We start from the raw sequence: 13,045 nt of genomic DNA, 5'->3' as shown, positions 1-13,045 counted from the left end.
CGGCTAAATGGAACCGTCTGGTCCTGTCGGAGATACCGGCAAGCTAAGAGGGAATTTGGTGCGGCCTGCGCGCAGGTCAAATCCAAAGCCGCCCCCGCGACTGTAAGCGGTGAGCCCTGTTCAACCAGCCACTCCCGATTTTTGAAGGGGGGAAGGCGAACAGAGGCATCGACCCACGAGCCAGGAGACCTGCCAGGCGACAATTGAAACACCGGCCGTCGGGTGCGGCGGCACTGGAGGACTAAATATGACGACACAAACTCAAACGGCATCGGGCGCACGTACAGGCGTTCTGACCGCCCTGTTCGCGATTGCGCTGGGTCTGGGCATCATCACCCTGACCGGCCACGTCCAGGCTGCTGCCCTGCATGACGCGGCGCATGACGTCCGTCACGCAACCGGCTTCCCCTGCCACTAAGGCCATGTTCAGTCGCATTCTGACCAGCGCGTTGTTCGCTGGTGCCGCAGCGGGGTTGATTGCCGCCTTGCTGCAGCTTGCATTTGTGCAGCCTGTCCTGTTGCACGCCGAACTTTATGAATCTGGTGAACTGGTCCATTTCGGGGCCGAGGCCGTTACGGCTCATCCCGAACTGCCCGGTATGTTCTCGGAACTGACCCGCGACGCGCTGAGCGTCATTTTCACCATGCTCACCTATACCGGCTATGCGCTGATTATGGTTGCACTGATGTCCGTGGCCGAGGGTCAGGGGCACAAGGTGGATGGCCGCACCGGCGTGCTGTGGGGTCTGGCAGGGTTCATCGCCTTCCATCTGGCCCCGGGCTTTACTCTGGCACCCGAGGTCCCGGGCGTTGCAGCGGCCGATGTCTATGCACGTCAGGTCTGGTGGTTTGCGACCGTGGCGACCGCAGGTATTGCCATGTGGCTGATTGCCTTCAGCGGCAATATCGTCAGCTATGTGGTCGCAGCGCTTCTGCTGATGGCTCCGCACCTGATTGGCGCGCCCGAGCCGGACGTGTTCACCGGTCCTGTACCTACTGAGATTGGTGCCCTGTTCGCGGCCCGCGCCTTTGGCATCGGCCTGGTGGCCTGGGTTCTGGTCGGCTCGTTCGCCGGGTATTTCTGGCAGAAAGAGGCCAGCCACGCCGAAGCAGCGGCCTAAGTACTCAATACACACGCGCCGGGCCCTGCCCGGCGCGTTTCTTTTTGCCTCAAGGAACAAGAAATGTCCCGTTCACTTGCTTTGTTTGCAATCGGTCTGGTCTTTGGCGGCGGCGCAGGTTTCGTACTGGCCGCGGGAAATGGGATCACGTTCGATGGCCACGACCATGGCGATCCCGCCCACCACGGCAGCGGTCAGGCCGAGGCAATGGCGCATGACCATTCCAAATCGGTGAACCTGCCCGCCGGACCGGATGCGCCGGGTCTTGAGATCGCGCTGACCCCAGATCCAATGTCCGGCTGGAACCTGCAGGTTTTGCCGCAGAACTTCCGCTTTGCGCCCGAAAATGCCTCGGGCGCGGACCAGCCGGGCGAAGGCCATGCCCATGTCTACGTCAACGGCACGAAGCTGGCCCGGCTCTATGGCAATTGGATGCACATCGCCGAGTTGCCCAAAGGTGCGGTCGAGGTCGAGGTGTCGCTGAACGCCAACAGCCACAGCGCGCTGGCGGTGGACGGCACACCTGTTGCGGCCTCTGTCACCGTTCAGGTGGACTGAAACGCAGGTATCCGCGCCCGCAAGCAAATCCGAAGCCGCCCGCAGGGTCGGGCGTCTTCGATCCAGCCCGCTGGGCTATCCAGATAAGTGCGGCAGGTCGCGGCGATGTCATCCGCATCAGCGCTGAGGTCGAGCCCCGAGAACACATAAGACGCCATCCCCTGCCCCTGCAGGGACAGGGCCACCGGCGTCTCGCAACTGCTGAAACAGGCATGGGCAGCCAGATCGACGCGCTCAGCCAACCCCGCACGCTGCAATGCCGCCTGCACCGCGCGCTGCTCGACGTCCGGGTCGCGTTCGCCCGCACAACTACTGCATATCGACAGTCGAATCCGATCCATACACGTGCCCGTTCTCTGGTGCCTCCCAGAGTTTCTGGGCGCTCTGCCCAGCCAACACAAGCCCCACCCGCACACTTCCCCACGAGATTGTGAGTGTGGTTTCACCGCTTTTCTGCCATCACTTTCAAGAGCTGCCGAAAAAGAGGTCGGACATGAAAGCGTTTTGGATTGCACTTTTCCTGCTGGCCCTGCCCGCCTTGGCGGACGAGGCCGAGCCTCTGTCGGGATGGGCCGTTTATCCAAGCGACAAAAGCTATGACCAATTGGTCGATGACACCAAAGCGGCCATCAAGGAAAGCGGGCTGATCGTGGTTACACAGGCGGGTCCGACCAAAGCTGCCGCAGCGCGCGGCATCACCATACCGGGCAACCGGGTGATCGGTGCGTTCAACAACGACTACGCGGTGCGGGTGCTTGAGACCTCGACCAATGCGATGATCGAAGCGCCAATCCGGTTCTACGTGACCGAGAATGACGACGGCACTGCAACCCTGTCCTACAAGACCCCGGGCTTTGTCTTTGCCCCGTACGTCTACGAGGGCGGAGACCCCCTTCGCGAGATCGCCGAGGAGCTGGACACCAAGTTTCAGGCGGTTGCGGAAAGCGCAGTCAAATAGTCACACTGACGTGAACCTGCTTGCGTCCGGGCCTGTCCTCCGCAATCTGCAGCATGACATGATGATCGGAGCTTGAGTGATGCAGGACCTGTCCCCCCGCGCTGCGGACCTGTTGGCACAACGCCTATACGAGGCCGGATGCCGCCACGCCTTTGGCATGCCGGGCGGAGAGGTTCTGACGCTGGTCGATGCGCTGGAGCAGGCAGGTATCACCTTCCACTTAGCCAAGCATGAGAATTCCGCCGGTTTCATGGCCGAGGCCGTCCACCACCGCGACGGCGCGCCTGCGATTCTGGTGGCAACGCTTGGCCCTGGCGCAATGAATGGGATCAACGTGGTCGCCAACGCGCTGCAGGACCGGGTGCCGATGATCGTGCTGACCGGCTGCGTCGACGCTGATGAAGCACTGACTTACACCCATCAGGTGATGGATCACGCGCAGGTCTACCGCTCGATCACCAAGGGCACGTTCATGCTGACGGCCGAGGGCGCGGATATCATTGCCGATAAGGCTGTATCGCTGGCCAACCAACCGCGTCCGGGTCCGGTCCATATCGACGTGCCGATTTCTGTCGCCGATACCCGCGTGGCGCATGTGAAACGCCGCCGTCTGGCCAAAGTGGCCGCAGTCACACCCGAGGGTGAATGTCTGGAAAAGGCCCGCCGCTGGGTAGCGCGAGCCGAGCGGCCATTGGCGATTATTGGTCTGGATGTTCTGTATGACGACTCGCGTAGCGTCGTGCAGGCGTTTCTTGAGCATTTCAACATCCCCTTCGTCACCACCTACAAAGCCAAAGGTGTGGTGCCCGAGGATCATCCTTTATGTCTGGGCGGCGCAGGCCTGTCTCCGCTGGCAGACAAGCATCTGGTGCCGCTGGTGGAACAGGCCGATCTGGTGCTGTGCCTTGGCTATGACCCCATCGAAATGCGCCCCGGTTGGCGCGAGATTTGGGACCCCGAAGACAAACGCGTCATCGATATCTCGGCAGTGGTCAACGATCACTACATGCATCAATCGGGGCTAAATCTGGTCGCCGACACAGGCGCAACGCTTGAGGCCATCGCAAAGGGCAACCCTGCCCGCGCGACGTGGCCGGGCGGAGAACCTGCGCAGGTCAAGGCCGCGTTAGCGCAGGCCTTCCCGACGGATGAAGACTGGGGACCAGCGGCGATCATCGCCGAGACCCGCTCTGCCCTGCCCGCCGAAACGCTGGCCACCGCCGACAGTGGCGCGCATCGCATTCTTCTCAGCCAGATGTGGGAGTGCGCAGAAGAGCGCGGGCTGATCCAGTCCTCGGCGCTCTGCACCATGGGGTGCGCTGTGCCGATGGCAATCGGCCTGAAACTGGCTGAACCCGACCGCCCCGTGATCAGCTTTTCGGGAGATGCCGGATTTCTGATGGTCGCCGGAGAGCTGTCGACCGCCGCGGAGATGGGCGGCAACCCGATCTTTCTGGTCTTTGTCGACGCCAGCCTCGCCCTCATCGAGTTGAAGCAACGCCAGCGCCAGATGGGCAATCGCGGCGTTGACTTTGACCGACACGACTTTGCCGCCATGGGCCGCGCCTTTGGCGGTTATGGCCATACCGTGCGCACCCGATCTGAGTTGCGCTCTGCGCTGGAAGATGCTGTAAAAGCGGACAAATTTACCGTGATTGCCGCAGAGATCGAGCGTGGGGGATATGATGGCCGCATCTGAGGGACCGCTTAAAGGCGTCAAGGTATTGGACCTGTCGCGCATTCTGGCGGGGCCAACCTGCACGCAGTTGCTGGGCGATCTTGGCGCAACGGTCATCAAGATCGAAAACCCCGCCACCGGAGGCGACGATACGCGGCAATGGGGCCCGCCCTATGTCGAGGACGCGGACGGCAACCGATCTGATCTAAGCGCCTATTTCATGTCATCGAACCGCAACAAGAAATCGGTCGCTCTGGACATCGCCAGCGAAGAAGGTCAGGCCGAAATCCGGCGTTTGGCGGCCCATGCGGATATCCTGATCGAGAACTTCAAACCCGGTGGGCTGGCGAAATACGGGCTGGACTACGCGTCGCTGTCGCAAGAGTTTCCCGGCCTCGTCTATTGCTCGATCTCGGGCTATGGGCAGACCGGACCGAATGCCAGCAAGCCCGGCTATGACCTGATGGCGCAAGGCTATGGAGGGGTCATGTCCCTGACCGGTGATCCCGAAGGATCACCAATGAAGGTCGGCGTTGGCATCGCCGATGTCATGTGTGGAATGTATGCCTGCGTCGGCATCCTCGCCGCGTTACGCCACCGGGATCAAACGGGGGAAGGCCAACAGATCGATCTGGCGCTGGTCGACGCGCAAATCGCGTGGCTGATCAATGAAGGCGTAAACTATCTGACCTCGGGCAATATGCCCCAGCGGCGCGGCAATGGGCACCCCAATATCGTGCCTTATGACGTCTATCAGACCGCCGACGGGCATGTGATTCTGGCCGTCGGAAATGACAGTCAGTTCAAAAGATTTTGCAGCTTCATCGGAAAAGCCGAGCTTTCTGATGATCCGAAATTTGCAACAAACCCGCAACGCCTGACTCATCGAGAGGCCCTGAATGCTATCCTACGCCCCGCCTTGCAGGCGCTGGAGACGCAGGCGGTTATCGCAGGGTTGGAAGAGCTGAAAGTCCCGGTCGGGCCCGTGCAGACGCTGGATCAGGTCTTTGCCACCGATCAGGTTGCCGCGCGGGACATGCAGATTTCGATGCAGGCCGAACCGGGTAAGGTCAATCTGATTGGGAATCCCCTGAACTTGTCGCGCACGCCTGTAACATATCGCAGCGCACCGCCGGTCTGCGGGGCTGATACCGACGCGGTTCTAAGCGCCGAAAACCCCTTTGACGATTGAAACACTCCGCCTAATTCGGCAGCAAGTTGCTGAAACATGCCGTTGAATCGGCGGTTTTTTTCGCTTTTTGCACACACGGGCTTTCACCAATTCGAGAGCAGGGTCGATACTGATACGACGCACCTGCACACTCTGCTAAGTCGTAGAGTGTAATAATCGTAACCAGATTGGACCCCGAGCATGAAACAAGACGTTTTTGGACAGATGAACACCCTGAGCCAGCCCGCGAGTGTCGAGGCGTGGAATGGTGTTCTGCTCGGGTTCATGGCGCACGCGGCAGTCACGCCTCAGCATCTGGGCAAGGTGCTCGAGCTTGAGCCCGATTTTGCGCTGGGTCATGCGGTCAAAGGTCTGTTCATGGTTCTGCTGGGCCGACGCGAGATGATCGCCGTTGCCGCCGAAGCGCTGACGGCCGCCAATGCCGCGATGGAACGTCAGCCGGTTTCGGCGCGCGAAAGGCTGTATGTCGACGCATTGGCGCTCTACATGGCGGACCTGCCCTCGCAGGCGGTGCAGAAATTCGAAGAGATCTTGCGGGCGCACCCCACAGACACACTGGCGATGAAGCTCAGCCATGCCACCCGGTTTGTTCTGGGCGACGCGCAGGGGATGCGCCGGTCGATTGAACGTGTGATGCCCGCCTATGAGCCAGATCACGCCGGTCGCGGCTACCTGCTGGGCTGCCACTCTTTCGCGCTGGAGGAAACGGGAGCGTACGAGAAAGCCGAGATCGCCGGACGTCAGGCGCTGTGGATGGTGTCAGATGATGCCTGGGGCTTGCACGCGGTTGCGCATGTGCATGAAATGACGGGCAACGCGCAGCTGGGCCTCGACTGGCTCGCCGGGCGCGAGGATGCCTGGGCGCATTGTAACAACTTCCGCTATCACGTCTGGTGGCACAAGGCGCTGATGCATCTGGATCTGGGTCAGGTCGATCAGGTGATGGAGCTTTACGACCACCATATTCGTCAGGATAAAACTGACGATTACCGCGATATTTCGAACGCCACCTCACTTCTGTCCCGGATGGAGCTTGAAGGTATCGACGTCGGTGGCCGCTGGGAAGAACTGGCTGACCTCAGTGCTTCGCGCACCGAAGACGGCTGCCTGATCTTTGCTGACCTACATTACCTGCTGGCCCTGACCGGCGACAACCGCTCGGATGCGACTGGCAAAATGTTGCAGCGTATCCAGAAGGACGCCCAGCGCAATCAAGGCGACACGCCCATTCGCATGTCCGACCCCGGCATCGCCGCAGCCAAGGGGCTTGAGGCGTTCGGAGACGGGCTCTACGGTCAAGCCTTTGATTTCCTGTCGAATGCGCGCGGCGGGATGCAACTGGCGGGTGGCAGCCACGCCCAACGTGATGTATTCGAGCGCATCACAATTGATTCCGGCCTGCGCGCCGGCCGTCTGGATGAGGTCGAGCACATCCTGGACGACCGCCGCGCCAAACGTGCAGGTGGCGAAGACAACTATGCCCTCGCCCGCCGCGCTCTGATCGAGGCCGCACGCGACAGCGGAGACGCACAAAGCGTCCCAGCCGAATAACAACAAAAAAGACCAAGAAGGACAGAACTGTATGGCGACTGCATCGCCCGCTTCTGATTTTGCTCCGGTGGCTTCTGCGGCAGCCACCCCTGCCCGCACGCGTGATCCGCGCCTGGATTTCTATCGCGGCATTGCGATGTTCATCATCCTGATCGCTCATATCCCCAACGACCCATGGGCCAAGTGGATTCCCGCGCGGTTCGGATTTTCGGACGCGACCGAGATTTTTGTGTTCTGTTCGGGCATGGCCTCGGCCATCGCCTTTGGCGGCGCGTTCATGCGCAAGGGATGGTGGATGGGCACCGCCCGCGTGACGTTCCGCATCTGGCAGGTCTACTGGGCCCATATCTGCCTGTTCTTCTTCGTTGCCATGTCCATGGCCGCGTTGAACGAAAGCGGGTTGTTCGAGAAAAACTATATCTCCTCCCTGAACCTGCAGCATTTCTTCAATGATCCGGCCTCGCAGATCGTGGGGCTGTTCACCCTGACCTATGTGCCGAACTACTTTGACATCCTGCCGATGTACTTGGTGGTTCTGGCGATGATGCCCCTGTTCATGGGTCTCTACCGCATCGGCTTCTGGGCCGTCGCCTTGGCCTCGGTCACGATCTGGCTGGTGGCGCAGACCGGGGTATTGGCCCTGCCTGCCGAACCTTGGTCGGATCGACAGTGGTTCTTTAACCCGTTTGGCTGGCAATTGCTGTTCTTTACAGGCTTCGCGTTCATGCGCGGCTGGATTCCTGCGCCTCCGGTGTCGAAAACCCTGATCTGGGCGGCGGCGCTGTTCCTAATCTTCTCGATGCCGTTCGGGTCATGGAAAGTGTTCACCTGGATCAATGCCGCAGCACCCGATCTGGCGGACGAAATCCGCAAGGTCTGGCCGGTGACGAAAGAGTTCCGCGACAAGACCGACTTTGGCCTGTTCCGTTATCTGCACTTTCTGTCGCTGGCCTATCTGGGCTGGGTCGTCGCCGGTGAGCACGGCCACCGCCTGATCGCCACCGGCCATAGCGCGGCTGCGCGGGTCTGGCAGGCGTTGTTGACCGTGATCACCAAAGTGGGTCAGCAATCGCTGGCGGTGTTCGTATTTTCCATGGCAGCAGCACGGCTTATCGGCGTCGGACTGGACCTGAGTGGGCGGGATGTTGCCAGTGTCTTTGTCGCTAACATGATTGGCTTTGCCATGATCATCGGCGTGGCCTATCTGGCCGCGTGGTTTAAGTCCCATCCTTGGAAATCGAAGAAATGAATTTTACCCGTCGCGCATTTCTCGCCTCATCAACGGCTCTGGCCTTCGCCCCGGCCGCTTATGCCACGGGCGGAGAGACCCCGTTCAGCCGTGATGATGTCATCGCCATGGCCCGCGATCTGGCCAGTCGAGACTATGCCGAGCGTGAGATGGTCCCGCAGGAATGGCAGGACCTGACATATCAGCAATACCGGTCAATCCGGTTCAGGCTGGACCGCGCGCTGTGGTATGAAACCGAAACCCCCTTCAACGTCGATTTCTTCACACCCGGCCTGTACTTTCCGCGCACGGTCAAGGTCTCGACCGTCGAGGACGGGATGACTACGCCAGTGGCCTTTGATCTGGCAATGTTCGACAAATCCGAAGACGTGCCGCAACTGCCGATCGACGACACGCTGGGCTTCTCGGGCCTACGCCTACGCACCGAGATGCACCGCCCCGGCAAAACCGATGAATTCTGTGTCTGGCAGGGCGCCAGCTATTTCCGCGCCATTGGCCTGCACGAGGTCTATGGCCTCTCGGCGCGTGGTCTCGCGCTGAAAACCGGCGACCCGGGTGGGGAAGAGTTTCCCGAATTCATCCGGTTCTGGCTGGAACGTCCCAAACCCGGTCAGCGCGACATGGTTGTTCACGCACTGATGGACAGCCCCAGCGTCACCGGGGCCTATCGCTTCAATGTGACCGCAGGCGCAGATTGCGTGATGGAGATCGAGGCTACGCTGTTTCCGCGCACCGAACTGCCCCATGTTGGCATCGCGCCCGGTACGTCGATGTTCCTGTTCGACCAGACCAACCACAGCCGGTTCGACGATTTCCGTCCCGCCGTCCATGACAGCGACGGCCTGCTGATCCGCAACGGTGCCGGAGAAGTCCTGTGGCGACCACTGGCCAACCCGACCCGCCTGCAAATCTCGTCTTTCGTGGATACCAATCCACGCGGCTTTGGCCTGATGCAGCGCAAGCGCCATTTCTCGGACTATGCGGATCTTGAGGCGAATTATCACAAACGCCCCGGCCTGTGGGTCGAGCCCAATGAGGATTGGGGCAAAGGCACTGTCACGTTGGTCGAGATTCCGGCAGATCAGGAGATCTATGACAACATCGTCGCCTACTGGCGCCCGATGGAGCCTTACGCGGCCGGCAGCCAGATTGACCTGTCCTATCGCCTGATCTGGGGTGAGGAACCCCAGCGCACTCCGATGCCGCGCGTGATCAACACCGCAATGGGTGACAACACCTTTGGTGAAGGCCGCCTGGCCGTGATCGATTTTGAAGACAGCGATCTGTTCGAGGACCCTGAGGCCATCAGCATATTCGTCGACTCGCCCCATGCCGAAACCTCTGACGGTGTGCTGCAGCGCAACCCCGATACCGGCGGTCTGCGGCTGGCGTTCTCGTTCGAACCCGGCGACCGCACCTATGTTGAGCTGCGCGCGCAGCTTCTGAAAGACAAACAGCCCGCCTCTGAGGTCTGGCTTTACCGTTGGACCACATGAGCCGCGATCTGCATATCATGCCGCCCGAGGCTCCTCTGGCGATGCCCGCGCAGAACTTTGCGCAAGGTTTCCGCGATGCGCAGGTGCCTGCAGGGGGGCGTAAACCCGCGTCCGGGTTCTGGCGTGCGCTGGCCTTTTCCCCGGCTATGGCCGCTGCGCTGGGTCTGCTGTGGGTGATGTCCGACTGGTTCAGCGCCGAGGGGATCAATCTGGTCGAAGGCATCCTGCTGACGCTGATCTCGTTCAACTTCTTTTGGATTTCCTTCACCGTCTGCACCGTGCTGCTGGGCATGGTGTCGCTGTCCCGGCAGGAGCAACCCAAGCGCGAAACCCGCCCGCAGCCCCTGCGCGTGGCGCTTTTGACACCGGTTTATAACGAGGTGCCGTGGAACGTGCTGGGTAACGCCCGCACGATGCTGGAAGACCTGCAGAAACGCGGCGGTCAGCATCACTATGCCATGTTCATCCTGTCCGACACACGCGACCCCGAGATCGCCGCGCAGGAACAGGCCAGCGTCGAGGCGCTGCGCACCACGCTGGCCCCCGGTCTGGAACTTTATTACCGCCGCCGTCCTGAAAACACGGACCGCAAAGTGGGCAATATCGCCGATTGGGTCAGCCATTGGGGCGCGGATTGGGATGCGATGCTTGTGCTGGATGCCGACAGCCTGATGACCGGCCGCGCAATCAGCCGCCTGACCGACGCGCTGGCGCGCGATCCGCGCGCGGGCCTGATCCAAAGCTATCCGCAACTGATCGGTGCACAGTCGGTCTTTGCCCGGATGCAGCAGTTTGCCAACGGCGTCTACGGTATTGCCTTTGCCGAAGGTCTGGCCCGCTGGTGCGGGCAAGAGGGCAACTATTGGGGCCACAACGCCATCATCCGCACTCGCGCCTTTGCCTCCAGCGCAGGCCTGCCCAAGTTGAGATCGCTGGGCGGGCAGGACAAGCTGATCATGAGCCACGATTTCGTCGAAGCCGGTCTGTTGCGCCGTGCCGGATGGGCCGTGCGTTTCCTGCCGCGCATTCGCGGTTCCTATGAAGAGACACCACCCACCCTCATCGACCATGCTATGCGCGACCGCCGCTGGTGTCAGGGCAACCTGCAGCACCTGAAACTGCTGGGCTCGACCGGCTTCCGCGCTGTTTCGCGGTTCCATATGTTCCACGGCGCAGTCGGCTATCTGATGTCGCCCCTGTGGTTCGCTCTGCTGGTGATGTGGGCGCTGATCGGTCAGGGCGAGGACGCCTCGGTGCTGCACTATTTCAGCCCCGACAACCCGCTGTTCCCGCAATGGCCTGAGATGTCCGAGACGCGTCATGTGCTGATCATTCTGGTGATGTATGCAATGCTGCTGGCGCCCAAGGTTCTGGGCGTGGCGGCGCTGCCCCTCAGCGGTGTGCGCTATTCCGAGTTCGGCGGCACGCGGAAGTTCTTCACCTCGTTCCTGTCCGAGGTCATTTTGTCGATTCTCTATGCTCCGATTCTGATGGTGCAGCAGATGATCGCCGTGTTCCGCACCGCCTTGGGCCTGCAAAAGGGCTGGTCCCCGCAAGCGCGCGATGGCGGCAGCTACGGGCTGCGCACGCTGATCCTGTGTCATACGCTGGAAACCCTCAGCGGTGTGGCGCTGAGCGTCGGCATTCTCGCTGGTCTGGTCTCGGTTTGGCTGGCCCCTATTGCAATCAGCCTTGCACTGGCCATCCCACTCTCGGCGCTCAGCGGCGTGTCTGCAGGCACCGCGCGCCGTATGGTCGGGATGCGCGAAGATGTCAGCGAGCCTGCCATCACCCGCTCAGCCCGGCGCTATCGGAATGAGTTGAAGCGGCTGATCGAAGGTAAAGGCGTCGTCACCCCGGCGGAATGATCACTCGTCTGGCAGATCCTCGTACCAGTCCACCATCATGTCGGCCCAGCCTTTTGGCACCGAATGACCGCCCGGAAACAGCGCAAATTCCAACGCGCTGTCTTCGGCGCAGCGATTCCACTTGCGGCGCATGAACGGGCCCGTGGTGCCAAAGCCTCCGGGCTTGGTATCGGCGCATTCATTGGCGACGCGCCAGATTTCCAGACCGGCAAAGATATCACCCTGGTGGAACCTGCCACCGCCCAGAATGCGCCCCTCGAGCGGGACCACGTTGTCCGTCCAACCGTGGGTGTGGAAAAGACGCACAGGCCCCTGGCATGAGACGGGATGTGGCCTCCAGAATCCACCGGAGACAGGCGCGTAAGCCGAAAACGCATCGGGCGCGGCACAGGCGAGGTAGTAGACCATGAACGCGCCTGCCGAAAACCCGCTCAGCACCACGCGGTCTGGATCAACGCCAAAGCGGCTGGCGGCGTCCTGCACCACTTCGGTCAGGAAGGCGGGTTCATCCCGACCTTCCCAACCGGGAAAGAAGTTCCAGCTTTGACGGCCATTCCGCTCGGACCCCTCCGGGGCCATCACAGCATAGCCGCGTTCCAGCAGTGGCTCGACCATCGAGCGGTTCTTCAGCGTCCCCGTGCCGGTGCCGCCATACCCGTGTAGAAACACCACAAGCGGGGGGTTTTCATCGGCGGGCAGTTCGATCTGATAATATCCGGCCTCCGTCTGGCACATCCCGTCCTGACCGCCGCAAGCGGCCAGACCGGCATGTCCTGCAAGGGTAAATCCCAAAGCCAGCCAAAGCTTTACATGCATCACTTATCCTCTTTGTACTCGCTGACCGGCAGACCTGCACGTACCCAACCGGGACCGGCGGCAGAGCCAAGCATCCCTTCAGGCACGTCAATTATATTGGTGAATCCGGCCTGTGTCAGTTGATTGCTCAGCCGGGCGGACCGCACCCCGCGCGCGCAGATCAGTGCGATCGGGGCGGACCGATCTCCGCCGGTGATCCGATCCAGCGCCTGCTCGAAGTCGTCGCGGCGCATGTCCAGAGGGTACGCCCCCTCGCCCACACCCGTCGCGCGCCATTCCCGCGGCGTACGGATGTCGATCAGGACAACCGAGCCTTCAACCGCTCCATCGCGGGCTTCGGTCACCGAGAGCTGCCCGCCAGCGTAAGCCGGAGGGATCAACCGGTATTCGCGGATTGCAAAACCGGCAGCAATGGCTGCACCGACGCCAAACAATGCCCAACGGCGGGTTCTGTTCACGTGTTCGGCCACGCCAAGCCTCCTGTCATCACCATGGGTCATATCACAACCCGCACCTCTTTTCGCCGCCATGTTCGCGGCACCTGTTCAAGATCGCGTC

Annotated in this window: 13 protein-coding genes and 1 riboswitch; of the genes, 10 read left to right on the top strand and 3 right to left on the bottom strand. The window is 61.3% G+C overall.

Annotated elements, in window-relative coordinates; translation table 11 throughout:
- Position 1 precedes the first annotated feature (1 nt).
- A riboswitch (cobalamin riboswitch) is annotated at positions 2-211 on the top strand.
- Between the two features lie 36 nt (positions 212-247).
- The 3 genes from ACR0J1_RS00330 (at position 248) to ACR0J1_RS00320 (ending at position 1,679) form a co-directional block, all read left to right on the top strand.
- Positions 248-418: a CbtB domain-containing protein gene (locus ACR0J1_RS00330; RefSeq protein ID WP_480730310.1), complete on the top strand. Its 171-nt coding sequence runs from the start codon at positions 248-250 to the stop codon at positions 416-418.
- 4 nt (positions 419-422) lie between these two features.
- Positions 423-1,121: a CbtA family protein gene (locus tag ACR0J1_RS00325; RefSeq protein ID WP_480730311.1), complete on the top strand. Its 699-nt coding sequence runs from the start codon at positions 423-425 to the stop codon at positions 1,119-1,121.
- Between the two features lie 63 nt (positions 1,122-1,184).
- A complete protein-coding gene (locus ACR0J1_RS00320; RefSeq protein ID WP_480730313.1) occupies positions 1,185-1,679 on the top strand; it encodes a hypothetical protein in 495 nt (164 codons plus the stop codon).
- Here the strand turns inward: ACR0J1_RS00320 and ACR0J1_RS00315 are convergent.
- Positions 1,667-2,020, bottom strand: coding sequence for a DUF1636 family protein (locus ACR0J1_RS00315; protein WP_480730314.1), 354 nt, complete (start codon positions 2,018-2,020; stop codon positions 1,667-1,669). The two genes, ACR0J1_RS00320 and ACR0J1_RS00315, sit on opposite strands and share 13 nt — an antisense overlap.
- Before the next feature lie 152 nt (positions 2,021-2,172).
- Here ACR0J1_RS00315 and ACR0J1_RS00310 point away from each other — a divergent pair, with 152 nt between their 5' ends.
- The 7 genes from ACR0J1_RS00310 (at position 2,173) to mdoH (ending at position 11,671) form a co-directional block, all read left to right on the top strand.
- Positions 2,173-2,637 (top strand): DUF302 domain-containing protein, encoded by a 465-nt coding sequence (locus tag ACR0J1_RS00310; RefSeq protein ID WP_480730316.1) that lies wholly within the window; start codon positions 2,173-2,175, stop codon positions 2,635-2,637.
- Between the two features lie 79 nt (positions 2,638-2,716).
- Entirely contained in the window at positions 2,717-4,336 is a 1,620-nt protein-coding gene (locus tag ACR0J1_RS00305; RefSeq protein WP_480730317.1) for a thiamine pyrophosphate-binding protein, read from the top strand.
- The gene (locus ACR0J1_RS00300) at positions 4,323-5,507 is read left to right on the top strand and encodes a CaiB/BaiF CoA transferase family protein (RefSeq protein WP_480730318.1); all 1,185 of its coding nucleotides are present in this window, start codon (positions 4,323-4,325) and stop codon (positions 5,505-5,507) included. The genes ACR0J1_RS00305 and ACR0J1_RS00300 overlap by 14 nt, the downstream gene beginning before the upstream one ends.
- A gap of 180 nt (positions 5,508-5,687) precedes the next feature.
- The gene (locus tag ACR0J1_RS00295) at positions 5,688-7,058 is read left to right on the top strand and encodes a tetratricopeptide repeat protein (RefSeq protein ID WP_480730320.1); all 1,371 of its coding nucleotides are present in this window, start codon (positions 5,688-5,690) and stop codon (positions 7,056-7,058) included.
- A gap of 31 nt (positions 7,059-7,089) precedes the next feature.
- The gene (locus ACR0J1_RS00290) at positions 7,090-8,307 is read left to right on the top strand and encodes an OpgC family protein (protein WP_480730321.1); all 1,218 of its coding nucleotides are present in this window, start codon (positions 7,090-7,092) and stop codon (positions 8,305-8,307) included.
- Positions 8,304-9,803, top strand: a complete 1,500-nt coding sequence (locus ACR0J1_RS00285; protein ID WP_480730323.1) for an OpgD/OpgG family glucan biosynthesis protein — start codon at positions 8,304-8,306, stop codon at positions 9,801-9,803. Before ACR0J1_RS00290 ends, ACR0J1_RS00285 begins: the two co-directional genes overlap by 4 nt.
- Positions 9,800-11,671: a glucans biosynthesis glucosyltransferase MdoH gene (mdoH, locus tag ACR0J1_RS00280; RefSeq protein WP_480730325.1), complete on the top strand. Its 1,872-nt coding sequence runs from the start codon at positions 9,800-9,802 to the stop codon at positions 11,669-11,671. Before ACR0J1_RS00285 ends, mdoH begins: the two co-directional genes overlap by 4 nt.
- Here mdoH and ACR0J1_RS00275 read toward each other — a convergent pair whose 3' ends face one another.
- Together ACR0J1_RS00275 and ACR0J1_RS00270 are read right to left on the bottom strand one after the other, a co-directional pair.
- On the bottom strand, positions 11,672-12,487 hold the full coding sequence (locus tag ACR0J1_RS00275; RefSeq protein WP_480730327.1) for a CE1 family esterase: 816 nt from the start codon (positions 12,485-12,487) through the stop codon (positions 11,672-11,674). It lies immediately after the preceding gene.
- On the bottom strand, positions 12,487-12,987 hold the full coding sequence (locus ACR0J1_RS00270; RefSeq protein ID WP_480742464.1) for a rhodanese-like domain-containing protein: 501 nt from the start codon (positions 12,985-12,987) through the stop codon (positions 12,487-12,489). The genes ACR0J1_RS00275 and ACR0J1_RS00270 overlap by 1 nt, the downstream gene beginning before the upstream one ends.
- Positions 12,988-13,045 lie beyond the last annotated feature (58 nt).

The organism is Ruegeria sp. CJ3 (assembly GCF_056536725.1).
The sequence above is the reverse complement of the archived record's forward strand: the minus strand, read 5'-3'. Positions and strand labels throughout refer to the sequence as shown.

Bases quoted from the DNA above. Each gene is read 5' to 3' on its own strand.
- mdoH (WP_480730325.1), top strand. From the start codon at position 9,800: ATGAGCCGCGATCTGCATATCATGCCGCCCGAGGCTCCTCTGGCGATG.
- ACR0J1_RS00300 (WP_480730318.1), top strand. From the start codon at position 4,323: ATGGCCGCATCTGAGGGACCGCTTAAAGGCGTCAAGGTATTGGACCTG.
- ACR0J1_RS00275 (WP_480730327.1), bottom strand. From the start codon at position 12,487: ATGCATGTAAAGCTTTGGCTGGCTTTGGGATTTACCCTTGCAGGACAT.
- ACR0J1_RS00320 (WP_480730313.1), top strand. From the start codon at position 1,185: ATGTCCCGTTCACTTGCTTTGTTTGCAATCGGTCTGGTCTTTGGCGGC.
- ACR0J1_RS00325 (WP_480730311.1), top strand. From the start codon at position 423: ATGTTCAGTCGCATTCTGACCAGCGCGTTGTTCGCTGGTGCCGCAGCG.
- ACR0J1_RS00270 (WP_480742464.1), bottom strand. From the start codon at position 12,987: ATGACCCATGGTGATGACAGGAGGCTTGGCGTGGCCGAACACGTGAAC.
- ACR0J1_RS00310 (WP_480730316.1), top strand. From the start codon at position 2,173: ATGAAAGCGTTTTGGATTGCACTTTTCCTGCTGGCCCTGCCCGCCTTG.
- ACR0J1_RS00285 (WP_480730323.1), top strand. From the start codon at position 8,304: ATGAATTTTACCCGTCGCGCATTTCTCGCCTCATCAACGGCTCTGGCC.
- ACR0J1_RS00305 (WP_480730317.1), top strand. From the start codon at position 2,717: ATGCAGGACCTGTCCCCCCGCGCTGCGGACCTGTTGGCACAACGCCTA.
- ACR0J1_RS00315 (WP_480730314.1), bottom strand. From the start codon at position 2,020: ATGGATCGGATTCGACTGTCGATATGCAGTAGTTGTGCGGGCGAACGC.
- ACR0J1_RS00330 (WP_480730310.1), top strand. From the start codon at position 248: ATGACGACACAAACTCAAACGGCATCGGGCGCACGTACAGGCGTTCTG.
- ACR0J1_RS00290 (WP_480730321.1), top strand. From the start codon at position 7,090: ATGGCGACTGCATCGCCCGCTTCTGATTTTGCTCCGGTGGCTTCTGCG.
- ACR0J1_RS00295 (WP_480730320.1), top strand. From the start codon at position 5,688: ATGAAACAAGACGTTTTTGGACAGATGAACACCCTGAGCCAGCCCGCG.